This window comes from Streptomyces cyaneofuscatus (genome assembly GCF_000718135.1).
GTDB classification, from domain to species: Bacteria; Actinomycetota; Actinomycetes; order Streptomycetales; family Streptomycetaceae; genus Streptomyces; species Streptomyces cyaneofuscatus.
Genome location: NZ_JOEM01000001.1, coordinates 173,629 through 196,278, shown reverse-complemented (window position 1 = coordinate 196,278; position 22,650 = coordinate 173,629). Strand labels below are relative to the sequence as shown.

Here is a 22,650-nt window from a genome sequence, read left to right as displayed (position 1 = left end):
GACAGGTCGGCCAGGTACCGTTGACGGGTCCGCGCACCCGTCCCACCTGGCCGGGCCGGGCGGAGAAGCCGGGGATCGGTCCGGGACCAGTCGGGATCAGGCGGAGAACACGAGGAGCAGCTAGGTGTTCAATGACATAGGCGCACTGGAGCTGCTGACGCTCGGGGTGCTGGCCGTGCTGGTCTTCGGCCCCGACAAGCTGCCCAAGCTCATCCAGGACGTCACGCGCACCATCCGCAAGATCCGTGAGTTCTCGGACAGCGCCAAGGAAGACATCCGTACGGAGCTCGGCCCGCAGTTCAAGGACTTCGAGTTCGAGGACCTCAACCCCAAGACGTTCGTCCGTAAGCAGCTGATGGACGGCAACGACGACCTGGGGCTGAAGGAGATCCGCGAGAGCTTCGATCTGCGCAAGGAGATCGCCGACGTCACCGACGCGGTCAACGGGCGCACGCCGGCGCCCGATTCCGCCGACAGTGCGGCGAACGGGTCGGCGGGCGCGCCGGGCACCACCACCTCGCCCAGCCTCACCAAGACCGGCGACACCACCCCTGACCTGCTGAAGAAGACCCCGCAGCAGGCGCAGCCCGAGCGTCCGCCGTTCGACGCCGACGCCACCTGACGCCAGGTCAATCCCGACTCGTCCGGACGGTATGGCTATTCTCCATCTGTCCGGTTGCGAGGACGCCCACGCCCGCGGGGGGCGGGCCGCTCCGGATCAGGACTGATCGAGGAGGCGGCCGCTCAGATGGAGACGACGAGTCGGGTGGATACGGACGGTGCCCCTGGCACGGTCACGGCGGAGGAGGTGCCGGCGGCCCGGCGGCGTACCGTCGACGGCTACCTGGAGGCCTCTTTCCCCTGGTACGGGCTGGACGAGGCCTTCACGGGCCCGCGCTGGCTGATGCAGGTCGGCACGGCGGCGGACGGCACCGTGCAGCACGGCTCCACCGGACACGGTGACGAGCCCTCGGTGAAGACGGACGGTTCCGCCGCCGAGAAGGAACGGTTCGCGGCCGTCATCACGGTCGCCGCCAGCCCCGTCAGACGCAGCGGAGACGGTACGGGGGTGCTGGACGCCACCACGGTCTCCTCGGCCGCCTGGCTGGCCGGCTCGGGCCTGCTGGCGTACACGTGGCCGCCGCAGATGGACCACACCCTGCGCGACGACTGGCTCGACCAGCAGACCGAGACGGCGTTCACCCTCGCCGACGACCTCGGCTCCGCGCCCTGGTCGACGCTCTCGCTGCCGGTGGACGGGGTCCCGGTGGAGTTCCACTACCGGGAGTCCGAGTTCGGCTGGGTGCTGGCCGGGTCCGCGCACGAGGGCGTGCACATCGGGGCGTACGGGCGGGGGATGAGCGCGTACGGGCTGGGGTTCGCGGTGATCAAGGACATCACGACGTACGAGTAGGGCCGGGGGCGTCCGGCGGGCCGCCTTCGTCCTCAGGCGCCGGACGGGCTGGAATTGCCCGGCCTCGTCCGGCGCCGGGGACGGGAAAGATGTCCTCAAGCGCCGGACGGGCTGGTCCTGTCTGTCAGAACTTGTTGCGCGGGGTGATCCCCAGCGACATGCCCGACAGGCCGCGCTGGCGGCCGCCCAGCTTCTCCGCGATTCCGCGCAGCGCCTTGCCGGCCGGGGAGTCCGGGTCCGACAGGACCACCGGCTTGCCCTCGTCGCCGCCCTCGCGCAGCCGTACGTCGATCGGGATCGAGCCCAGCACCGGCACCTCGGCGCCGACCGTCCGGGTCAGGCCCTCGGCGACCCGGGCGCCGCCGCCCGAGCCGAAGACGTCGACCATCTCGTCGCAGTGCGGACACGGCATGCCCGACATGTTCTCCACGACGCCGACGATCTTCTGGTGGGTCTGTACGGCGATGGAACCGGCCCGCTCGGCCACCTCGGCCGCCGCTTGCTGCGGGGTCGTGACGACCAGGATCTCCGCGTTCGGCACGAGCTGCGCCACGGAGATCGCGATGTCACCGGTGCCCGGCGGCAGGTCCAGGAGCAGGACGTCCAGGTCACCCCAGTACACATCGGCGAGGAACTGCTGGAGTGCCCGGTGCAGCATCGGGCCGCGCCAGACCACGGGCGCGTTGCCCGGGGTGAACATGCCGATGGAGATGACCTTCACGCCGTGTGCGGACGGCGGCATGATCATGTTCTCGACCTGGGTGGGCTTGCCGTCCGCGCCGAGCATCCGGGGCACGCTGTGCCCGTAGATGTCCGCGTCCACGACGCCCACCTTCAGCCCGTCGGCCGCCATCGCCGCCGCGAGGTTGACCGTCACCGACGACTTGCCGACGCCGCCCTTGCCGGAGGCGACCGCGTACACCCGGGTCAGCGAGCCGGGCTTGGCGAAGGGCACCTCGCGCTCGGCGGTGCCGCCGCGCAGCGAGCTCGCCAGCTCCTTGCGCTGCTCGTCGCTCATGACGTCGAGGGTGACCTCCACGCGGGAGACGCCCTCCACCCGGGAGACGGCCTCCGTCACGTTCCTGGTGATCGTGTCGCGCATCGGGCAGCCGGAGACCGTGAGATACACCGTGACAGCGACTACACCGTCAGGATCGATCTCGACCGATTTCACCATGCCCAGCTCGGTGATCGGGCGGTGGATCTCCGGGTCGTTCACTGTCGCCAGTGCCTCAAGCACCGCGTCTTCCGTAGCCATACAGACGATGTTACGGCGCCGGGCCCTACGGGCGGGTAGCGCGTCAGCGGTCGCCTTCGTCACTCTCGGACGTGAGGAGGATCCGGCGGTCCTCCATGTCTCTCACCATGTCCTGGAGTTCCGAGCGGATCCAGTCCCGGGTGGCGACCTCGCCGAGGCCCATCCGCAGCGCCGCGATCTCCCGGCTGAGGTACTCGGTGTCGGCGATGGAGCGCTCGTTCTGCTTGCGGTCCTGCTCGTGGGTGACCCGGTCCCGGTCGTCCTGCCGGTTCTGGGCCAGCAGGATCAGCGGGGCCGCGTACGAGGCCTGGAGCGAGAGCATCAGGGTCAGGAAGATGAACGGGTACTCGTCCCAGCGCAGATCCTTGGGTGCGTAGATGTTCCACAGCACCCAGACGATGATGATCAGCGTCATCCAGACGATGAACCGTCCGGTCCCCAGGAACCGCGCGATCCGCTCGGAGAACCGGCCGAACGCCTCCGGGTCGTACTCCGGCAGCAGCCGGCGCCGCGGCGACTTCGGCTGGTCGAGCCGGGTGCGCGGCGGGCGCATCAGCCCGGAGGCGCCCGTGGAGGCGGCCTTCGACCGCTCCTCCCGGTCAGCGGCCATGGCGGATACCCCCCTCGCCGTGGAAGTCGGTCTCGCGCCAGTCGTCGGGCAGCAGGTGGTCCAGGACGTCGTCCACGGTCACCGCGCCCAGCAGGGACCCGCTCTCGTCCACCACGGGCGCGGAGACCAGGTTGTACGCGGCCAGATAGCTGGTCACGGTCGGCAGCGGGGTGTCCGGCGGCAGCGGCACCAAGTCGCTGTCGACGATGGAGCTGACCAGCGTGAACGGCGGATCGCGCAGCAGCCGCTGGAAGTGCACGGTGCCCAGGTACTTGCCGGTCGGCGTCTCGTCGGGCGAGCGGCACACGTACACCTGTGCGGCGAGGGCGGGGGAGAGGTCCGACTGACGGACCCGGGCGAGCGCGTCGGCCACCGTGGCGTCCGGGCGCAGCACGATCGGCTCGGTCGTCATCAGACCGCCCGCCGTCCGCTCCTCGTACGCCATCAGACGCCGTACGTCGGCGGCGTCGTCCGGCCGCATCAGGGTCAGCAGCCGCTCCTTGTCCTCCTCGGGCAGCTCCGAGAGCAGGTCGGCCGCGTCGTCCGGGTCCATCGCCTCCAGGACGTCGGCGGCCCGCTCCTCCTTGAGCTTGCCGAGGATCTCCACCTGGTCGTCCTCGGGCAGCTCCTCCAGGACGTCGGCCAGCCGGTCGTCGTCCAGCGCGGCGGCCACCTCGACGCGGCGCTTGGGGGAGAGGTGGTGCAGGGCGTTGGCGACGTCGGCGGGGCGGAGCCGTTCGAAGGTGGCGACCAGGTTCTCGGCGCCCTGCCCGTGCTCCTCCAGCGAGAAGCCGCTGACCGCCGACCACTCCACCGTCAACGTCTCGCCCTTGCGGCGCAGCGCACCGCCGCGCCCCTTGCGGACGAAGTACTTGTCGATCTCCCAGTCCCGGCGGGCGGGCAGCTGCTGGATCGCCACGTCCAGGACGGTGACCTCCTCGTCGCTCTCCACCAGCCGCACGCGCCGGTCGAGGAACTCGCCGAGGACGAGCCGCTCGGTGGGCCGCTGTTCGAAGCGCCGCATGTTGACCACGCCGGTCGTGATGACCTGGCCGGACTCGACGCCCGTCACCCGGGTCATCGGTAGGAAGATCCGCCGTCGGCTGACCACCTCGACGACCAGACCCAGGATGCGCGGCGGCCGTCCGCCGACCCGCAACATCGCCACCAGGTCACGGACCCGGCCGACCTGGTCCCCGTTCGGGTCGAACACGGGCACCCCGGACAGGTGCGAGACGAAGACCCTGGGGGCTCCTGCCGCCATGCTCCGCCTCCTTCCGTGAACAGCCGTACGCCATGATCAGGCTAGCCCCTGCCGTGGTGGCGCGCCCCGGCGGACCCGTCCGTACGGCTGGCTGCCGGACGGTGCGCGGAGCCCGGGTACGCTGCGCTCTGCCCCCCGATCGCAGTTGAGAGGCAGTACGCCCGTGACGTCTTTTGCCCCGGCCGTCCGGAATCATCGCCGGACCGCGCTCGCCGTCGTGCTCTGCGGCGGGCTCATCGCGGCCCTCACCGCCTGCGCGGGCGAGGACCCGGACAAGGGGACCAACGGGGTCGGCAAACTCTCGGCCGAGCAGATCGACACGAAGACCAGAGCGGCGGCCGACAGCGCCGACGGTGTACGGCTGGCGGGCACCCTGGTCAGCAAGGGCGGCACCTACATGCTGAACATGAAGCTCAGCGACAAGGGCGGCACGGGGTCGGTCTCCTCCAAGAAGCGCAGCTTCGTGCTCCTGCGGATCGAGGACGAGCTCTTCATCAAGGCCGACGCCGACTTCTGGCTGCACGAGGAGGACGGCAGGGCGGGCCGCTCCGACCAGGAGGCCGCCGAGAAGCTGGGCGGCAAGTACGTGAAGGTCCCCGAGGACGATCCCAGCTACCGCCAGCTGCGCGGCTTCACCGACAAGAAGGTCCTGCTGGACGGCCTGCTGACGCTGCACGGCACCCTCAACAAGGGCGCCCGGGACACCGTCACCGGCCGCCGCACCATCCAGCTCCTCGGCGGCAAGGGCGAGGGCGGCGCGCTGGACGTGTCGCTGGAAGGCAAGCCGTACCCGGTGCGGGTGGCCCGCGGCGGCGGCGGAGGCACCGTCACCCTGGCCGACTGGGGACGCGCGGTCGCGCTGGAGGCCCCGCAGGACGACGACACCGTCGACTACGGCGGCCAGCTCCCGAAGTCCTCCGGCTGACCCTTTTACGGACCGGCCTCAGCGAGTTTACGGACCGGCCTCAGCGAGCCCGCCGCCTGCTCAGCCCTTCCGCCGCCGCTTCAGCAGCAGCCGGGGAAGCCCGGCCGGTACGGGCTGCCGCGTGGTCGCCCCGGTCGGCAGCGGGGCGGCGGCCAGCGAGGTGTCCGGCAGCTCCGTGCTGACCGCCTCGGGCGTCAGGCGCACCACCGCGCACTCCCGCGCCCACCGCTCCGTCACCACCTCGGCGTCCGGCGCGTTCAGCCGCTTGCCCTTCAGCTCGGCGACGGCCGCCTCCCACTCATCGGAGTGCGGCGCCAGCACCCGTACCGCCGCCGTCCAGGCGACGAGCCGGCCGCCCTTGTCCTTGCTGCGTACGGTGACCTCGGCGCTCCCGCCGTCGGTCAGGCCCTCGGGCAGCGGCTGCTCGCCCGGGCCGTCCCCGACGAGGTGGGCCGCGCCCTCGTGCCAGACGTGCCACACCGCGCGGGCGGGCCCGGCGGCCCGGACCCAGATGAGGCCGGACTTCTTCGTTGCCTCCTCGACGAGGGCCTTCTCCAGCAGGGCGGCGGCAGCATCAGTCATGGGCGGGAGCTTAGACCGGCCGCCGACGCTCAGAGCCAGCCGTTGCGCTTCAGGATGCGGTGGATGGAGAAACAGACCGCGCCGATGAGGCCGAGCACCAGCGGATAGCCGTACTTCCACTCCAGCTCCGGCATGTAGTCGAAGTTCATGCCGTAGACCCCGCAGATCATCGTGGGAACGGCGATGATCGCCGCCCAGGAGGTGATCTTGCGCATGTCCTCGTTCTGGGTGACGGTCGCCTGCGCCAGATTGGCCTGGAGGATCGAGTTCAGCAGCTCGTCGAAGCCGATGACCTCCTCCTGGACCCGGGCGAGGTGGTCGGCGACGTCCCGGAAGTACTTCTGGATGTCGGGGTCGATCAGCCGCATCGGCCGCTCGCTGAGCAGCTGCATCGGGCGCAGCAGGGGCGAGACGGCCCGCTTGAACTCCAGCACCTCACGCTTGAGCTGGTAGATCCGCCCCGCGTCCGAACCGCGCCGGCCGCCCTTGGCCGGGGTGGAGAAGACATCGATCTCCACCTCGTCGATGTCGTCCTGTACCGCCTCCGCCACCGCGATGTACCCGTCGACCACATGGTCGGCGATGGCGTGCAGCACGGCGGACGGGCCCTTGGCGAGCAGCTCCGGATCGTCCTGAAGGCGGTGGCGCAGCGCGCGCAGCGAACCCTGCCCGCCGTGCCGGACGGTGATGACGAAGTCCCGGCCGGTGAAGCACATCACCTCGCCGGTCTCCACGACCTCGCTGGTCGCGGTCAGCTCGGCGTGCTCCACGTAGTGGATGGTCTTGAAGACGGTGAACAGCGTGTCGTCGTACCGCTCCAGCTTCGGCCGCTGGTGGGCGTGGACGGCGTCCTCCACGGCGAGCGGGTGGAGCCCGAACTCCCGGGCGATGCCCGCGAACTCCTCCTCCGTCGGCTCGTGCAGGCCGATCCAGGCGAAGCCGCCCTTCTCGCGCACCTCCAGCATCGCCTCGTGCGGCGTCGGGGTCGCGGACCCCTCCAGGCGGCTGCCGTCGCGGTAGACCGCGCAGTCGACGACGGCGCTGGAGGCGGACGGGTCACGGGTGGTGTCGTACGCGTTGTGGGGGGCGCTGTTCTTACGGAGGGAGGGACGCAGGGAGGGGCGCACGGCAGCGCGCAGGTCACGGATCATCGACATGGCTGGCTCCTTCACGGAGGGCCGTCGGCGAGGGCGTGGAACAGCCCGGAATGGGGACGTGCGCTCACGTCCGCAAAGCGGGCTCCACCGCGCGGGCGCGATGACGGCGTTCGCAACAGACAGGCAAGAGAACGGGAGACTCTTCCGCGGATTCCTGGTGCTCTTCCGGGGGCGAACGACCGTCAGGAGGCCATCCGTGATGGCCGACGAGGCGTCAGTTCAGCGGGAAGTTCAGTGGGAACAACGGTGCGCGGAAGGGTGATCGGTACTGCACGGTCGACTTGGATCCATAGCAGTCCCCACCTCCTCCGGCCGGTCCCCCGTGGGGGACGACGTGTCGTCGGGACGAAGAGAGCGACGCTTCTGCGTGCTGTCCCGACCGGCGGCCAGGCTATCAGCCGTCCCGGACCGAATCCCTTACTTTGCCCACTCCACACGCACTCTATGCTCGCCGGATGGCAGAAATTCTCGCTCTGGTCGAAGCCCGGCTCCGCTCGGCCCTCGGGGAACCGGACGCCCGCGCCGATGTGACGTTCCTCGGTACGGACCGTATCGAGGTGCTCCGCTTCCTCGACGGCGACGTGGTGCGCTACGCCACGCTCGGCATGTCCGGGCAGCCGATGGCCGACCCCACCTCGCCGCTCGCCGACCCGGTGAAGGGCCCCCGCGCCGAGCTGGTCCTCTCGGTACGGGTGGGGCTCGCCGACACCGACCAGGTGCTGCGCCCCCTCGCCGTGCTGGCCGCCTCCCCGCAGGTCGAGGGGCTCATCGTGGCGCCGGGGGCCTCACTGGACCTGGGCGATCCGCTGTGGCCCGGCGCGCCGTTCACCTCGGTGCTGGTGGCGGAGTCCGGGGGTCTGGTGGAGGACCTGGAGCTGGACGAGCCGATGGACCCGGTCCGCTTCCTGCCGCTGCTGCCGATGACCCCCAACGAGGCCGCCTGGAAGCGGGTGCGCGGGGCGCAGGAGCTCCAGGAGCGGTGGCTCACGCACGGCACGGACCTGCGCGACCCGCTGCGCACATCCGTACCGCTGGACTGAGCCCCTTTCCTGCCGGCCCTCACCGGTCGGCGAAGACGCTCACGCTGTCCTCCAGGGCGTGGACCGGCTCCAGCTCCTCGGCCTCGTGGGTCAGCGCCGTACGCCGTACGCCCACGACGGCCGCTCCGACCAGGGCGGCGAGCGCGGCCACCACGAACGGGATGTGGATGTCGGTCCACTCCTCGATCTTCGGGGCGAGGAAGGGGGCGGCCGCCGCGGCGAACCAGCGGACGAAGTTGTATCCGGCGCTCGCCACCGGGCGCGGCGCGTCCGAGACGCCGAGGGCCAGCTCGGTGTAGAGGGTGTTGTTCATACCGATGAAGGCACCGGAGACGATCGTGGCGACGACCGCCGTGGTGTGGTTCCCGTACCCGAGGACCAGCAGGTCGACGGCGAGCAGGACGAGCGAGGCCCCGAGCACCTTGAGCGAGCCGAAGCGGCGCTGGAGGCGCGGGGCGACCAACACGGAGAAGACCGCGAGCAGCAGGCCCCAGGCGAAGAAGACCGCGCCGGACTTGTACGGGGTCATGTCCAGCACGAACGGCGTGAACGCCAGGATCGTGAAGAAGGCGTAGTTGTAGAAGAAGGCCGAGGCCGCCACCGAGGCCAGTCCGCCGTGGCCGAGCGCCTTCACCGGGTCCAGCAGCGAGGTCTTACGGGCGGGCTTCGGCTGCTCCTTGAGGAACGCGGCGATGCAGAGGAAGCCGATCGCCATCAGCGCCGCCGTACCGAAGAACGGGTAGCGCCAGCTGGCGTTCCCGAGGAGCGCGCCGAGCAGCGGCCCGCACGCCATGCCGAGGCCGAGCGCCGACTCGTACAGCAGGATCGCGGCGGAGCTGCCGCCCGCCGCCGCTCCGACGATCACCGCGAGCGCGGTGGAGACGAAGAGGGCGTTGCCCAGGCCCCAGCCCGCCCGGAAGCCGACGAGTTCGGCGACGGAGGACGAGGTGCCGGAGAGCGCGGCGAAGACGACCACGAGCGCGAGGCCGGCGAGCAGGGTCCTGCGGCCGCCGATGCGGCTGGAGACGAAGCCGGTGACGAGCATGGCGACGGCGGTGATCAGGAAGTACGAGGTGAACAGCAGCGACACCTGACTGGGTGTGGCGTCCAGACCCTGGGCGATGGACGGCAGGATCGGGTCCACCAGGCCGATCCCCATGAAGGCGACCACCGAGGCGCCCGCCGTGGCCCAGACGGCCTTCGGCTGGCGCAGGATGCTGGTGGCCGTGGCCCCTTCGTCGAACGGGTCCTCTCCTGGCATGGGTGCTGGCATGGGCCGACTCCTTCTCTCCTCCAGATCGATGTGTCCTCCACAGATTAAGTTAGACGAACTAATAAATGCAAGTTACATCTATTTTCCGGGATGATGGCCACGCTGCGGACGGGTGATCGTCCTTGACGCGGCGACCGGCGGGGAGGACCGTTGGGCTCTATGAGGGGCGAACCCAGTTGCCCGAAGTGCGGTGGCCGGGTCAGGGCGCCCGGTCTCTTCGCCGACGCCTGGCAGTGCTCCGTGCACGGCCAGGTGCACCCGATGCAGCCGGTCGTTCCGCCGAGCGTCGAGGCGCTCGGCGTCGTGGTGCACCGCTCGCAGGTGCCCGTCTGGATGCCCTGGCCACTCCCCGTGGGCTGGCTGTTCACCGGGGTGGCCGGCGCGGGTGACGACCGCAGCGGCGGCCGCGCGACCGTCGTCGCCTGCTCGGGTCCCGGACCGCTGGGCGGCATGGGTGAGCTGCTGCTCGTCGCCGAGGAGCTCGGTGTCGGACTCGGTGCCCGGTACGCCGGGATCGACGGCCTCGACCCCGGCCCCCACCTGAACGTCGACTCCGCCCCCGACGCCAAGGTCCACGCGGCCGGCCGCCCCACCCCGCTCTGGCACGTCCGCAACGCCCCGGAGGACCGGGCCGTCTTCGCGGGCGAGGCGCGCGGCCTGTGGCTGTGGGCGATCCTGTGGCCCGAGCAGTCGGGGCTGCTGATGTACGACGAGCTGGTCCTGACCGACCTGCGCGACGCCGGGGGAGAGGTGGACCTCGTACCGTGCGGGGCCCTGACTCCGCGCCTGCTCGCAGCCCCGGATGCGCCGCCCCGGCAGGCGACGGGCGAGCGCTAGATCACGCCGGACGGGGCGTGATCCCGGCCGGGGGCCTGGTGTGCGGCGGTTATCCTTGAGCGGTCCCCCGTCCGCCCGCGAGCCCTGGAGTCACGCGTCGTGCGCATCGACCTGCACACCCACTCCACCGCATCGGACGGTACGGACACCCCCGCCGAGCTGGTCGCCAACGCCGTCGCCGCGGGCCTGGACGTCGTCGCGCTCACCGACCACGACACCGTCGGCGGCCACAAGCAGGCCATCGACGCGCTGCCCGAAGGGCTGACCCTCGTCACGGGCGCCGAGCTCTCCTGCCGGGTCGACGGCGTGAGCATGCACATGCTGGCGTACCTCTTCGACCCCGCCGACGCCGAGTTCGAGCGCGCCCGGGAACTGGTCCGCGACGACCGGGTGCCGCGCGCCCAGGAGATGGTCCGCAAGCTCCGCGCCCTCGACGTCCCCATCACCTGGGAGCAGGTCGCCCGGATCGCCGGGGACGGCTCGGTCGGCCGCCCGCACGTCGCCGCCGCCCTCGTCGAGCTGGGCGTCGTGGACACGGTCTCCGACGCCTTCACGCCCGACTGGCTGGGCAACGGCGGACGGGCCTTCGCCGCGAAGCACGAGTTCGACCCCTTCGAGGCGGTCCGGCTCGTCAAGGCGGCGGGCGGCGTCACCGTCTTCGCCCACCCGGCCGCCTCGAAGCGCGGTGCAACGGTCCCCGAGGCCACGATCGCCGCGCTCGCCGCCGCGGGCCTGGACGGCATCGAGGTCGACCACATGGACCACGACGAGCCGACCAGGGCCCGGCTGCGCGGTCTCGCCCGGGAGCTGGGGCTCCTGCCCACCGGCTCCAGCGACTACCACGGCAGCCGAAAAACCGTCGGGCTCGGCGAGTACACCACCGACCCCGAGATCTACGGCGAGATCACCCGGCGCGCCACGGGAGCCTTCCCGGTGCCGGGCGCGGGCGGAACCGGCCGCCGCTAGGGCCTGGCCTCCTCGCCTCCACCGCCTCACCGTTCCACTCCTCGCGCCCCTTCACCCCTGCCGTCGTGCGCCGACGGCAGACCGACCGGGCCCGCGCGCCCCCGTACCGCCCGCTCATCTCTCGCAAGGCTCACTGTGTTCGACGTCGCTGTCTTCGGATCCCTTTTTCTCACCCTTTTTGTGATTATGGACCCGCCCGGGATCACCCCGATCTTCCTGGCCCTCACCGCGGGCCGCCCTGCCAAGGTGCAGCGCAGGATGGCGCTCCAGGCCGTCGCGGTCGCCTTCGGCGTGATCGCCGTCTTCGGTCTGCTCGGCCAGCAGATCCTCGACTACCTGCATGTCTCCGTGCCCGCCCTGATGATCGCGGGCGGTCTCCTGCTGCTGCTCATCGCACTGGACCTGCTGACCGGCAAGACCGACGAGCCGACGCAGACCAAGGACGTCAACGTAGCGCTCGTACCGCTGGGCATGCCGCTGCTGGCCGGTCCCGGCGCGATCGTCTCGGTCATCCTGGCCGTGCAGCACGCCGACGGCTTCGGCGGCCAGCTCTCGGTGTGGTCGGCGATCGCGGCCATGCACGTGGTGCTCTGGCTGGCGATGCGCTATTCGCTGGTGATCATCCGCATCATCAAGGACGGCGGGGTGGTCCTGGTGACCCGGCTCGCCGGAATGATGCTCTCGGCCATCGCCGTACAGCAGATCATCAACGGCGTCACCCAGGTCATCCAGACCTCCTGACCCGCGCGGGTGCCCTCCGGACACCACAGCGCCCCCGCACGGTCCTTCCGTGCGGGGGCGCTTCGTCTTTAGCGGCGCAATGCGTGATCAGGCGTCAGTTCACCGAAGCCAAGACCCTTGAAGCGTTACGAAGCCGAGCTGTCGGCCGGCCGGATGTAGATGCGCTGGCCTATGGCTGCGGCCTGCTGCACGATCCGGTTGACGGAGGCGGCGTCCACGACGGTGCTGTCCACGGCGGTACCGTCGACGTCGTCGAGTCGCATGATCTCGAAGCGCATATGGCTTCCCTTCGTCTGATCCTCCTGCTGGAGAACTACTGGCGCGGGCGATACGGCCTACCCGCGAGGATAGGAACGCGAGGCTTCCCTCGCGTTCCACGAGTGTTACAACGGCTTGCCCGGTACAAACATTCCCTACGCTAAGGAAATTTTTTGGATGTCTAAGTACCCGGCGGATATCGTTGAGCGTCTGGACCGCACCAACGAGCTGCTCCAGCGCGTGCTCGGGGAGGTCTCCAAGACCCCTTCCACGCACGCGATCTTCGTGGACGCGGGCTATGTGTACGCCGCGGCCGGGCTGCTCGTCACCGGTACCGAGGACCGCCGCTCGTTCGACCTCGACGCCGAAGGGCTGATCGAGGCCTTCATCGACAAGGCCCGCACGATCTTCGCGGACAGCCGGCTGCTGCGCGTGTACTGGTACGACGGGGCCAGGCGCCGCATCCACACCACCGAGCAGCAGGCCATCGCCGAACTCCCCGACGTCAAGGTGCGGCTCGGCAACCTCAACGCCAACAATCAGCAGAAGGGCGTCGACTCCCTCATCCGCACCGACCTCGAATCGCTGGCCCGGCACCGCGCCATCAGCGACGCGGCCCTCATCGGCGGCGACGAGGACCTGGTCTCGGCGGTCGAGGCGGCCCAGGGCTACGGGGCGCGCGTCCACCTCTGGGGCATCGAGGCCGGCGAGGGCCGCAACCAGGCCGAACCGCTGCTCTGGGAGGTCGACAGCCAGCGCACCTTCGACCTGGACTTCTGCCGCCCGTACGTCACCCGGCGCCCGGTCACCACGTACGAGGACGACACCCCGGCCCCCTCCCGGGAGGACGTCCGCTTCGTCGGCGCCCAGATCGCCGCCGCCTGGCTCGCCGCCCGAGGCCGCGAGTCCCTCGCCGACCTGCTGCCCGGCCACCCCTATCTGCCGGGCTCGGTCGACCAGGACCTGCTGGTGGAGGCCGAACGCCTGCTCCAGCACTCGCTGCGCGGCCACGCGCACCTGCGCCGGGCGCTGCGGGACGGGTTCTGGCAGCACCTTCAGTCGCAGTACTGATCCCTAGAGGGTGACGGTGTCCCAGAACGCGGCGAGCGCCTCGGCGGTCTCGTGCGGGCGGGCGGTGTTGGGGGAGTGCTCGGCCCCGGCGATCGTGGTGCGGTGGGCGCCGAGCCGCCGGGCCATCGCGTCGAACCGCTCCACCGGCCATACGTCGTCGCGCTCGCCGGACAGGACGTGGACGGGCAGCCCGAGGGCGGCCAGCTCGTCCACCCGGTCCGGTTCGGCGGAGAGCTGGGCGCCGGTGGCGATCAGCTGTGCCGGGTTATGGCGCAGCCAGCGGCGGCGCATGTCCTCGCCGTCGCCGGTGTCCGCGTCCTGCGGCGGGTCCAGGGCCCGCATCGCCTCCCACACCTCGTCCATGGTGAGCACGGAGAGCGCGTCGCTCAGCATCTTCACCTTGTCCCGCTGGGCGGCGACGACCTCGGCGGGGCCGGAGGACATCAGCGTCAGCGAGCGGAACGGGGTGGCGTCGAGCAGGACGGCGGCGCGGGCGATCTGGCCGCCGAGCGAGTGCCCGAGCAGGTGCAGCGTCCCCTCACCACCGGTCAGGGCCGCCGCCTGGGCGAGCACATCGCGGGCCAACTCCCCCTGGGCGTAAGCCTCTTGGCGGTCCGTTCCCTCCGACTCGTACTGCCCGCGGCCGTCGACGGCGACCACCCGGTACCCGGCCGCGCACAGCGGTTCGAGCAGCGCGACGAAGTCCTCCTTGCTGCCGGTGTACCCGGGCAGCAGGAGGGCGGTGGCGCGTGCGGGAGCGTTCGCCGGTACGGCGTCCAGGACGGCGAAGTCGCCGCGCGCGGTGTGCAGGACGCGGGAGGTGGCGCAGGCGGGCGGCGTGAAGGTGGGCGGGCGGCTCATGGGCCCGAGGCTATCGCCGGGACGGGGCGGGGGCATCACCGGGCAGCGAGAAGGCCCCGGCCCTCGCATCTGCGGGGGCCGGGGCCTGATGGGTCTCGCGGGACCGTCAGCTCTCGGTCGTCACCGTGGCCTGGCCCGCGGCGCGGGTGGCGCGGCGGCGGCGGGGCTTCGCCTCGGCGGCGGCCTCGCTCACCACGGCCTCGGCCTCGGAGACCACAGCGGCCTCCTGGGTCGCGGTCGAGGTGACGCTGCGGGTCGCCCGGCGGCGGCGCGGCTTGGCCTCGGCCTCCACGGCGGCGGGAGCCTCCGGCGCGACGGCCTCGGCGGGGGCCGCGGCCTTCGCCCTCGATGCCCTCTTCGGCTTGGTCTCGGCCTTGGGCGTCGACTCGGCAGCCGTAGCGGCGTCGGCCTTGGGCCGGGTCACCGTCTTCGGCTTGGTCTCGGCCTTGGGCTTCGACTCCGCCTTCGGCCGGCTCGTGGCGCGGGCCGGGCGGCGGGTCTTCGACTGCGGCTCCGGCTCGGAGGCCGGGGCGATCTGGAAGTCCACCTCGTCGGCGGGCTTCACGATCCGGGTGCGGCGGCGCGGCTTGGTCGGGGCCGGCTCGGCGGCCGGCTCCGCGATGCCCGCGGCGACGGCCACGGTCTGGAACCCGGCCTCGACCGGCGCGGCGACGGGAACCTGCGCCACGGCCTCGGCCACCGGCTTGGCGGCGGCGCGGCTGCGACGGCGGCGCGGCTTGGTCTCCGCGACGGCCTCGGCGACCGGCTCGGCCTCGACGACGGCCACGGTCTCGGCGACGGCAGCCACCGGGGCAGCGGCCGGAGCCTCGGCGACCGCCACGGCGGCCGTCTCGGTCACGGCGTCGGCAGCGCTGACCCGCGTACGGCGACGGCGGCGCGGCGTACGGGGACCCTCGGGGGCCTCGTCACCGGCCGGAGTGACCGGCGTGGCCTCCTTAGCGGGTGCGGGCACCGTCGCGGCGCCGCCCTCCTCGGAGGTCCCGCCACGGGTGCGGCGGCGCTGACGCGGCGTACGCGTCCGGGGCTCGCGCTCCTCACGGGCCGGGGCCGGGGCGGCGGACTTGCGGCCGCGACCGCCGGTCTCGCCGAGGTCCTCGACCTCCTCCGCGCGCAGACCGGCACGGGTCCGCTCGCCCCGCGGCAGCACACCCTTGGTGCCCGCCGGGATGCCGAGCTCCTCGAAGAGGTGCGGCGAGGTGGAGTACGTCTCCGGCGGGTCCGGGAACTTCAGGTCCAGCGCCTTGTTGATCAGCTGCCAGCGCGGGATGTCGTCCCAGTCGACCAGCGTGATCGCGATGCCCTTGGCGCCCGCGCGGCCGGTGCGGCCGATGCGGTGGAGGTAGGTCTTCTCGTCCTCCGGCGACTGGTAGTTGATGACGTGGGTCACACCCTCGACGTCGATGCCGCGCGCGGCGACATCGGTGCAGACGAGGACGTCGACCTTGCCGTTGCGGAAGGCGCGCAGCGCCTGCTCGCGGGCGCCCTGGCCGAGGTCGCCGTGGACCGCGCCGGAGGCGAAGCCGCGCTTCTCCAGCTGCTCGGCGATGTCGGCGGCCGTCCGCTTCGTACGGCAGAAGATCATCGCGAGCCCGCGGCCCTCGGCCTGGAGGATGCGGGAGAGCATCTCCGGCTTGTCCATGTTGTGCGCGCGGTAGACGTGCTGGACCGTGTTCTTCACGGTCGTGCCCTCGTCGTCGGGCGAGGTGGCGTTGATGTGCGTCGGCTGCGACATGTAGCGGCGGGCGAGGCTGATGACGGCACCGGGCATGGTGGCCGAGAACAGCATCGTCTGGCGCTTGGGCGGCAGCATCGTGATGATGCGCTCGACGTCGGGCAGGAAGCCCAGGTCCAGCATCTCGTCGGCCTCGTCCAGGACGAGCCCGCGGATGTGGGAGAGGTCGAGCTTGCGCTGGCCCGCCAGGTCCAGCAGACGGCCCGGGGTGCCGACGATCACGTCGACGCCCTTCTTGAGGGCCTCGACCTGGGGCTCGTAGGCCCGGCCGCCGTAGATCGCGAGAACGCGGACGTTACGGACCTTGCCGGCGGTCAGGAGGTCGTTGGTGACCTGCTGGCACAGCTCACGGGTGGGGACGACGACGAGCGCCTGCGGCGCGTCGGTCAGCTGCTCGGGCGTGGCGCGCCCCGCCTCGACGTCGGCGGGGACGGTCACGCGCTCCAGGAGGGGGAGTCCGAAGCCGAGCGTCTTGCCGGTGCCGGTCTTGGCCTGGCCGATGACGTCGGAGCCGGAGAGCGCCACGGGGAGCGTCAGCTCCTGGATGGGGAAGGGGGACATGATGCCGACTGCCTCAAGGGCTTCGGCCGTCTCGGAAAGAATGCCGAGGTCTCGGAACGTAGTCAGGGTGCTGCCTCTTCTGTGAGACGCGGTCCGAGGCGAACGCTGGGGGTCGTACCGTGCCGGGGTTGGTCATCCGGCCGTGGATGGGCCGGGTGGCGCGGGACCACTGCCGTCGCTCGAGCGCTCGTGCCGCTGAGGGGGCCCCTCATCTGCAGTCGTACGTGTCGTACGCACCGCGTGGAGGGCTGTCGGGTCGGAGCCGATCGGGCCACCGACCGGGCATCCTCATTCAAAGGACGCGCCCCTGGCACAGGAAAATGCTCAGTAAGCGCAATACCACTGTACCCCGGATTCGCGCATGTGTGTTGGACGAATTCATCGGAACGGTGTGATGTCCCCTCCCCACCGGACCCTTCCGCCCCTCGTCGGGCGGGCTATTGTGCGGTTCATGGAGACGCCTGACAACGCCACTGACCACCCCGAAGAAGCGCCCGGAGCGACCGGAATCGCCGCCCAGGACTGGGCCACCGCCTCCGCGGAGCCGCAGTACCGTGCCGCCGTCGTGGACCTGCTGGGCGCCCTCGCCTACGGCGAGCTGGCGGCCTTCGAGCGCCTCGCCGAGGACGCGAAACTCGCGCCGACCCTCGGGGACAAGGCGGCCCTGGCGAAGATGGCCTCCGCCGAGTTCCACCACTTCGAGCAGCTGTCCGACCGGCTCGCGGCGATCGACGAGGACCCGACCGCCGCGATGGAACCGTTCGCCAAGGCGCTCGACGACTTCCACCGCCAGACGGCGCCGTCCGACTGGCTGGAAGGCCTGGTCAAGGCGTACGTCGGCGACTCGATCGCCAGTGACTTCTACCGGGAGGTCGCGGCCCGGCTCGACACCGACACCCGCTCCCTGGTCCTCGCCGTGCTCGACGACACGGGCCACGGGAACTTCGCGGTGGAGAAGGTGCGCGCCGCGATCGAGGCCGACCCCCGGCTCGGCGGGCGGCTCGCGCTCTGGGCCCGCCGGCTGATGGGCGAGGCGCTGTCGCAGGCCCAGCGGGTGGTCGCCGACCGCGACGCGCTCTCGACGATGCTGGTGGGCGGCGTCGCGGACGGCTTCGACCTGGCGGAGGTGGGCCGGATGTTCTCCCGGATCACCGAGGCCCACACCAAGCGCATGGCCGCGCTGGGGCTGGCCGCGTAACACCGCGGGACTGCGGGCCACCGGGCTACTGGGCCGCCGCCGACCTCGTGAGGCGGCGGCCGCGCGGGCGGATCAGCAGGGACAGCGTCACCGCCCCGACGGAGACGGCGCCGATCAGGGTGGCCACGCCGTGGCCGGGGCCCAGCGCGGAATGCGTGAGGAACGCTCCGAACAGCGCTCCCAGCGTGCCGGTGAGATAAACAGCACGGGCGGAGGGGAGCCGGTCGGCCAGTGAGCGGACCGCCGCCCAGGACAGGGCGAGTCCGAGCACGGTGGCGCCGAAGGATTCCCAGATCACTAAGTCACCTCGCTGGGGTGTGCGGGGCGGGCAAATCGGTCGTTGCGGTACTACCCCCGGCCCACGCCGTACAACCCTCCGCCGAGCTGGGGAAACTCTTACGGGTACGGCTTCGCGCCGCACGGCATACGGGAGCGGCCCGGCGGGAAGATCCCGCCGGGCCGCTCCCGTGCTCACCGCGTCCGAGGACTACAGCGCGCCGAACCCCACACGCCGTGTGGTCGGCTCACCGATCTCCACGTACGCGATCCGGTCGGCCGGCACCAGGACCTTGCGGCCCTTGTCGTCCGTGAGGCTCAGCAGCTCCGCCTTGCCGCCCAGTGCGGCGGCGACCGCGCTCTCGACGTCCTCGGCGGAAAGCCCGCTCTCCAGAACGATCTCGCGGGGCGAGTGCTGCACCCCGATCTTGACCTCCACGGCTATGTCCCTCCGACGGTCAGTCCCTGCGCGGCGAACCGCGCCGTACGCAGCCACATTAGCCCGGTGGGACCACGCCTCACGGCCCGACCGGCAACGCCCGCAGCGAACACGCTCCGGGACGCGGCCGCGACAGGGTGTCCACGCCGCCCGGAGGGCTCAGTGCTGCTGGTCGACGCCGTGCAGCGGGAAGCCCGCGATACCCCGCCAGGCCAGCGAGGTGAGCAGCTGCACCGCCGTGTCCCGGGGGATGCTGGAGCCGCTGGAGAGCCAGTAGCGCGCCACCACCTGCGACACCCCGCCGAGGCCCACCGCGAGGAGCATGGACTCGTCCTTGGACAGGCCCGTGTCCCCGGCGATCACGTCGGAGATCGCCTCGGCGCACTGGAGGGAGACCCGGTCGACCCGCTCGCGTACGGCGGGCTCGTTGGTCAGGTCGGACTCGAAGACCAGCCGGAAGGCGCCGCCCTCGTCCTCCACGTACGCGAAGTAGGCGTCCATCGTCGCCTCGACGCGCAGCTTGTTGTCGGTCGTCGACGCCAGCGCCGTCACGACGGCCTGGAGCAGCGACTCGCAGTGCTGGTCGAGGAGGGCGAGGTAGAGCTCCAGCTTGCCGGGGAAGTGCTGATAGAGCACCGGCTTGCTCACGCCGGCCCGCTCGGCGATGTCGTCCATCGCGGCGGAGTGGTAGCCCTGTGCGACAAAGACCTCCTGCGCGGCGCCCAGCAGCTGATTGCGTCGGGCGCGGCGGGGAAGGCGTGTGCCCCGCGGGCGCGCTGCCTCTGTCTGCTCGATGGCGCTCACGCCGCCTCCCAAATGTGTGTTCCAGTACAGCCGATCCGTACACGCTGCGCCGTACAGCCATCGTACTTTTGGGTAACCCCGGTGCGCGCGGCGCGGACGCAGAATTTCACGGACCGGACGCGGGTGGAAGCCACAGTTCTCCGGGGCCCGGGACAAAGCGGGGCGGTCTACCGGTAATCGTCCTCGTCCAGTGGGATCACCCTGCGCTGTTCCGCCGCATCGGCCTCGTTGGCGGTGGCCGGGTCGACGCTCTCCGCCGGTTCGTCCTTCTCCGGCCGGATCTCCGTCCGCTGCTCGGCGGCATCCGCCTCCGGGGCCTCCGGGCCGGGTGCGTCCGGCTCGGTGCTCTCGAAGGTGTCCGGGTCGCTCGGGTCGACCGTCATGGTCACTCCTTTTCTTCCCCTGTAGCCGCTTCCTCTGAAGCGTAGGAGCAACACACCTACCCCGCGATGCGGCCTGTGACCGCGAACACATGAACGGGGGCGTGATCGTCTCGTAACATTGCCGCATGTCTTCGACCGAGCTGCCGGGTACCCAAGCCATCGCCGCCGCGGTGGCTCCCACGGTCAGCGCCGTCCGGGTCGCCGAGGGCGAGCGGCTGCGTTCGGTGGCCCTGCCGGGGCTCACGCTGACCGTCCGTTCGCGGCCCGCCGACCGGACGGGACTGCCGCCCGCGCTCTTCGTGCACGGGCTCGGCGGGTCCTCGCAGAACTGGTCGGCCCTCATGCCGCTGCTGGCGGACGTGGTCGACCCCGACGCCGTCGACCTGCCCGGATTCGGTGACTCGCCGCCCCCGGACGACGGCAACTACTCGATCACCGGGCACGCCCGTGCGGTGATCCGGCTGCTCGACGCGGGGGGGCGCGGACCCGTCCATCTTTTCGGCAACTCCCTGGGCGGCGCGGTCGCCGTCCGGGTCGCCGCCGTCCGCCCCGACCTCGTGCGCACCCTCACCCTGATCTCGCCCGCACTGCCCGAGTGGCGGGTGCAGCGGCCCGCCGTACCGACCGGCCTGCTGGCGGTGCCGGGGGTCGCTCCCCTGTTCGCCCGGCTCACGAAGGGCTGGACGGCGGAGCAGCGGACGCGCGGAGTCATGGCACTCTGTTACGGCGATCCGGCACGGATCTCCGACGAGGCCTTCCGCCATGCGGTGGCCGAGATGGAGCGCCGGCTGGAGCTGCCGTACTTCTGGGACGCGATGACGCGTTCGGCCCGGGGCATCGTGGACGCGTACACCCTGGGCGGCCAGCACGGACTGTGGCGCCAGGCCGAGCGGGTGCTCGCACCGACCCAGCTCGTGTACGGCGGACGGGACCAGCTCGTCTCGTACCGGATGGCACGCAGGGCGTCCGCGGCCTTCCGCGACGCCCGGCTGCTGACCCTGCCCGACGCGGGGCACGTGGCGATGATGGAGTACCCGGAGGCGGTCGCCCAGGCGTTCCGGGAACTGCTCGACGATGGCGGCGGGAGCTGATCCGGGGCGTGGGACGACACAGCCGAAAGGGCGCAGAGGCCACCCGCCCGGACGCCGCAGCGGCGGATCCGGGCGCCTTCCGCGCCGTACCCCGCCCCGCCTCCTCCGGCGGCGGCCGGCGCAGGCGCCAGGGGCCCGTACCCCCCGCCGACACGCACGCACCGCACCCGGACACCGCGTTCCTGAACGCCCCCTACCCGGCCGCGCCCTTCCAGGACGCCCCCCAGGTGCGCGGCGGCCACCCGGAGCAGCATGAGCCGGGCGGCGGCTGGGGCACCGGTCCGCAGCAGACCTACGGCGGCCCCCGGGCCGCCGGGCAGCAGTATTACGGCGCCGCGGCCTCCGGCGGCCCGGCGTACGCGCAGCCGTACGGGGCGCCGGGCCGCCCGGACCAGGACGCCGCGCGTGAAGACGCCGCCCGGGAACAGGCCGTGGCGCGTCAGGTGTACGCCCAGCAGGCCGCCCAGCGCGCCGCCGACGGGCGGACGGGGCGTCAGCAGGCCGCCGCCGGCCCCGAGACGATGCCGGGCCCCCGCCGGGAGTTCGTCGACGCCTTCGACGCCGATGCGCCCGCACCGGCCGACGCGCCGGACACCGGCTCCGGCGCCGAAGCCGCCGGACCTCCGGAGGAGCCGGGCGACGCGCCGGATGCGGAGCCCGCCGAGCGCCATGGGCCCAAGGGCGGCAAGGGGCGCGCCTTCACCGGGATCGCCGCGGCCGCGGTGACGACCGTGCTCGCGGTCGTGGTGGCCGGACAGGTCGCCGAGGACTCCGCCGGCCGGACGGCGGCGGAGCGGGCGGCCGGTGTGGAGCGGGACGGCGGCGAGGGCGCCTCGCGCTCGGACGCCCGCCCGACCCCCGAGCACCCCGCGACGCGGGCCCCCGAGGTCAAGCCCCTGTCGTACGGCGAGAAGATGGCGCAGCCCTTCACGCTCGCCGCGGACCTGAAGGCGACCGGAAAATTCGAGGCCGTCCCCGGACTGGCGAAGGCGCCCGGCAAGGGCCAGAAGTACCGCTACCGGATCGATGTCGAGAAGGGCCTCTCCCTCGACGCCGGGCTTTTCGCCGAAGCCGTCCAGAAGACGCTGAACGACGACCGGAGTTGGGCGCACAATGGTGCGATGACCTTCGAGCGGATCTCTTCCGGGAGCCCGGACTTCGTGATCACGCTCGCCAGCCCCGGGACGACCGGTGAATGGTGTGCGAAATCCGGTCTGGACACGACGATCGACAATGTCTCGTGCGATTCGGCCTCGACCGACCGCGTGATGATCAATGCCTATCGCTGGGCACAGGGTTCCGCCACCTTCGGTCCGAAGAAGCTGCTGCCCTATCGACAGATGCTCATCAATCACGAGGTCGGCCACCGGCTCGGCTACAACCATGTGAGCTGCCGCACGCCCGGCGCCCTGGCCCCGGTGATGCAGCAGCAGACCAAATCCCTGGACATCGACGGGATCAAGTGCAAGCCCAACCCCTGGGTGCACCCCGGTAGTTGACGACGCGTGTCCGCATACCGAGACGGCCGTCCTGTTCCGCTTTGACAGCGGTCAAGGCGGTCGTTCATATTTCTCGGCATGTCACGCAGCCCCGCACCTTCCGAGATCGCCGCCCTTGAGCTGGCGCTTCTCGGCGTGACCGGGCACTGCGTAGCCGACATTCTCTGTCGCTGACGCCTGTCCGAGCGCGCAGCCGGCTTTCTCTTTTCGCGTGACCCGTCCGTGAGCCCCTGAACGGCTCCGACGGCCCCGTGACCGCCGCGCCTGGACTTTCACTCCGTCCGCAGGCGCGGCAATTCCTTTCCCGGTCGGCCCTCTTTCATGCTTTTCAGGCCGGGGGCCTTTCTCGTGCTGTCGCCTGCGCGGATTTCTCATTCCCCTTCCGCGTA

At 71.5% G+C, this 22,650-nt stretch carries 25 protein-coding genes; 12 read left to right on the top strand and 13 right to left on the bottom strand.

Annotated elements, in window-relative coordinates:
* The first annotated feature begins 124 nt into the window (after window positions 1-124).
* Together IF17_RS0100975 and IF17_RS0100970 are read left to right on the top strand one after the other, a co-directional pair.
* Window positions 125-622 (top strand): sec-independent translocase, encoded by a 498-nt coding sequence (locus IF17_RS0100975; protein ID WP_030561130.1) that lies wholly within the window; start codon window positions 125-127, stop codon window positions 620-622.
* Between the two features lie 126 nt (window positions 623-748).
* On the top strand, window positions 749-1,414 hold the full coding sequence (locus IF17_RS0100970; protein WP_030561127.1) for a hypothetical protein: 666 nt from the start codon (window positions 749-751) through the stop codon (window positions 1,412-1,414).
* 124 nt (window positions 1,415-1,538) lie between these two features.
* Here IF17_RS0100970 and IF17_RS0100965 read toward each other — a convergent pair whose 3' ends face one another.
* The 3 genes from IF17_RS0100965 to IF17_RS0100955 are packed head-to-tail and all read right to left on the bottom strand — an operon-like array spanning window position 1,539 to window position 4,546.
* Entirely contained in the window at window positions 1,539-2,672 is a 1,134-nt protein-coding gene (locus tag IF17_RS0100965) for an Mrp/NBP35 family ATP-binding protein (RefSeq protein ID WP_030561125.1), read from the bottom strand.
* A gap of 43 nt (window positions 2,673-2,715) precedes the next feature.
* A complete protein-coding gene (locus IF17_RS0100960) occupies window positions 2,716-3,282 on the bottom strand; it encodes a DUF1003 domain-containing protein (protein ID WP_030561124.1) in 567 nt (188 codons plus the stop codon).
* Complete coding sequence (locus IF17_RS0100955) at window positions 3,272-4,546, bottom strand: magnesium transporter MgtE N-terminal domain-containing protein (RefSeq protein ID WP_030561121.1); 1,275 nt, start codon at window positions 4,544-4,546, stop codon at window positions 3,272-3,274. Before IF17_RS0100955 ends, IF17_RS0100960 begins: the two co-directional genes overlap by 11 nt.
* A 163-nt stretch (window positions 4,547-4,709) precedes the next feature.
* On the opposite strand from IF17_RS0100955, the gene IF17_RS0100950 reads away from it, so the two are divergent.
* The gene (locus tag IF17_RS0100950) at window positions 4,710-5,471 is read left to right on the top strand and encodes a hypothetical protein (protein WP_030561119.1); all 762 of its coding nucleotides are present in this window, start codon (window positions 4,710-4,712) and stop codon (window positions 5,469-5,471) included.
* A gap of 60 nt (window positions 5,472-5,531) precedes the next feature.
* Here IF17_RS0100950 and IF17_RS0100945 read toward each other — a convergent pair whose 3' ends face one another.
* Window positions 5,532-6,053 carry a hypothetical protein gene (locus tag IF17_RS0100945; protein ID WP_030561117.1) on the bottom strand — a complete coding sequence of 174 codons (522 nt, stop codon included), beginning with the start codon at window positions 6,051-6,053 and terminating at the stop codon, window positions 5,532-5,534.
* Between the two features lie 29 nt (window positions 6,054-6,082).
* Entirely contained in the window at window positions 6,083-7,210 is a 1,128-nt protein-coding gene (locus tag IF17_RS0100940) for a magnesium and cobalt transport protein CorA (RefSeq protein WP_030561115.1), read from the bottom strand.
* Between the two features lie 455 nt (window positions 7,211-7,665).
* On the opposite strand from IF17_RS0100940, the gene IF17_RS0100935 reads away from it, so the two are divergent.
* On the top strand, window positions 7,666-8,250 hold the full coding sequence (locus tag IF17_RS0100935; protein ID WP_030561113.1) for a suppressor of fused domain protein: 585 nt from the start codon (window positions 7,666-7,668) through the stop codon (window positions 8,248-8,250).
* Window positions 8,251-8,269: 19 nt separating this feature from the next.
* Here IF17_RS0100935 and IF17_RS0100930 read toward each other — a convergent pair whose 3' ends face one another.
* Window positions 8,270-9,511, bottom strand: a complete 1,242-nt coding sequence (locus IF17_RS0100930; RefSeq protein WP_030561111.1) for an MFS transporter — start codon at window positions 9,509-9,511, stop codon at window positions 8,270-8,272.
* Between the two features lie 171 nt (window positions 9,512-9,682).
* Here IF17_RS0100930 and IF17_RS0100925 point away from each other — a divergent pair, with 171 nt between their 5' ends.
* From IF17_RS0100925 to IF17_RS0100915, 3 genes are all read left to right on the top strand, one after another.
* Complete coding sequence (locus IF17_RS0100925) at window positions 9,683-10,360, top strand: DUF6758 family protein (protein WP_030561109.1); 678 nt, start codon at window positions 9,683-9,685, stop codon at window positions 10,358-10,360.
* Window positions 10,361-10,459: 99 nt separating this feature from the next.
* Window positions 10,460-11,326 carry a PHP domain-containing protein gene (locus IF17_RS0100920; protein WP_030561106.1) on the top strand — a complete coding sequence of 289 codons (867 nt, stop codon included), beginning with the start codon at window positions 10,460-10,462 and terminating at the stop codon, window positions 11,324-11,326.
* A 135-nt stretch (window positions 11,327-11,461) separates the two neighbouring features.
* A complete protein-coding gene (locus IF17_RS0100915) occupies window positions 11,462-12,067 on the top strand; it encodes a MarC family protein (protein ID WP_026241124.1) in 606 nt (201 codons plus the stop codon).
* A 125-nt stretch (window positions 12,068-12,192) separates the two neighbouring features.
* Here IF17_RS0100915 and IF17_RS1000000139170 read toward each other — a convergent pair whose 3' ends face one another.
* Window positions 12,193-12,330 (bottom strand): hypothetical protein, encoded by a 138-nt coding sequence (locus tag IF17_RS1000000139170; RefSeq protein WP_167344499.1) that lies wholly within the window; start codon window positions 12,328-12,330, stop codon window positions 12,193-12,195.
* 172 nt (window positions 12,331-12,502) lie between these two features.
* Here IF17_RS1000000139170 and IF17_RS0100905 point away from each other — a divergent pair, with 172 nt between their 5' ends.
* Window positions 12,503-13,396 (top strand): NYN domain-containing protein, encoded by an 894-nt coding sequence (locus IF17_RS0100905; RefSeq protein WP_018510131.1) that lies wholly within the window; start codon window positions 12,503-12,505, stop codon window positions 13,394-13,396.
* A 3-nt stretch (window positions 13,397-13,399) separates the two neighbouring features.
* Here the strand turns inward: IF17_RS0100905 and IF17_RS0100900 are convergent, their stop codons facing one another.
* Together IF17_RS0100900 and IF17_RS0100895 are read right to left on the bottom strand one after the other, a co-directional pair.
* Complete coding sequence (locus IF17_RS0100900) at window positions 13,400-14,257, bottom strand: alpha/beta fold hydrolase (protein ID WP_030561104.1); 858 nt, start codon at window positions 14,255-14,257, stop codon at window positions 13,400-13,402.
* A 106-nt stretch (window positions 14,258-14,363) separates the two neighbouring features.
* On the bottom strand, window positions 14,364-16,571 hold the full coding sequence (locus IF17_RS0100895; protein WP_030561103.1) for a DEAD/DEAH box helicase: 2,208 nt from the start codon (window positions 16,569-16,571) through the stop codon (window positions 14,364-14,366).
* A gap of 451 nt (window positions 16,572-17,022) precedes the next feature.
* Here IF17_RS0100895 and IF17_RS0100890 point away from each other — a divergent pair, with 451 nt between their 5' ends.
* Entirely contained in the window at window positions 17,023-17,769 is a 747-nt protein-coding gene (locus IF17_RS0100890) for a ferritin-like fold-containing protein (protein WP_032771684.1), read from the top strand.
* A 25-nt stretch (window positions 17,770-17,794) separates the two neighbouring features.
* Here IF17_RS0100890 and IF17_RS0100885 read toward each other — a convergent pair whose 3' ends face one another.
* The 4 genes from IF17_RS0100885 to IF17_RS0100870 form a co-directional block, all read right to left on the bottom strand.
* Window positions 17,795-18,067 carry a hypothetical protein gene (locus IF17_RS0100885; RefSeq protein ID WP_030561101.1) on the bottom strand — a complete coding sequence of 91 codons (273 nt, stop codon included), beginning with the start codon at window positions 18,065-18,067 and terminating at the stop codon, window positions 17,795-17,797.
* 189 nt (window positions 18,068-18,256) lie between these two features.
* The gene (locus tag IF17_RS0100880; RefSeq protein WP_018489160.1) at window positions 18,257-18,484 is read right to left on the bottom strand and encodes a DUF3107 domain-containing protein; all 228 of its coding nucleotides are present in this window, start codon (window positions 18,482-18,484) and stop codon (window positions 18,257-18,259) included.
* Between the two features lie 159 nt (window positions 18,485-18,643).
* Window positions 18,644-19,288: a TetR/AcrR family transcriptional regulator gene (locus IF17_RS0100875; protein WP_030561100.1), complete on the bottom strand. Its 645-nt coding sequence runs from the start codon at window positions 19,286-19,288 to the stop codon at window positions 18,644-18,646.
* Window positions 19,289-19,455: 167 nt separating this feature from the next.
* Window positions 19,456-19,671, bottom strand: a complete 216-nt coding sequence (locus tag IF17_RS0100870; RefSeq protein ID WP_030561099.1) for a hypothetical protein — start codon at window positions 19,669-19,671, stop codon at window positions 19,456-19,458.
* 125 nt (window positions 19,672-19,796) lie between these two features.
* On the opposite strand from IF17_RS0100870, the gene IF17_RS0100865 reads away from it, so the two are divergent.
* From IF17_RS0100865 to IF17_RS1000000140195, 3 genes are all read left to right on the top strand, one after another.
* Complete coding sequence (locus tag IF17_RS0100865; RefSeq protein ID WP_030561098.1) at window positions 19,797-20,762, top strand: alpha/beta fold hydrolase; 966 nt, start codon at window positions 19,797-19,799, stop codon at window positions 20,760-20,762.
* Window positions 20,763-20,770: 8 nt separating this feature from the next.
* On the top strand, window positions 20,771-22,261 hold the full coding sequence (locus tag IF17_RS0100860) for a DUF3152 domain-containing protein (protein WP_030561097.1): 1,491 nt from the start codon (window positions 20,771-20,773) through the stop codon (window positions 22,259-22,261).
* A 78-nt stretch (window positions 22,262-22,339) separates the two neighbouring features.
* Window positions 22,340-22,435, top strand: a complete 96-nt coding sequence (locus IF17_RS1000000140195; protein ID WP_309544399.1) for an Ms4533A family Cys-rich leader peptide — start codon at window positions 22,340-22,342, stop codon at window positions 22,433-22,435.
* The last annotated feature ends 215 nt before the right edge of the window (window positions 22,436-22,650 follow it).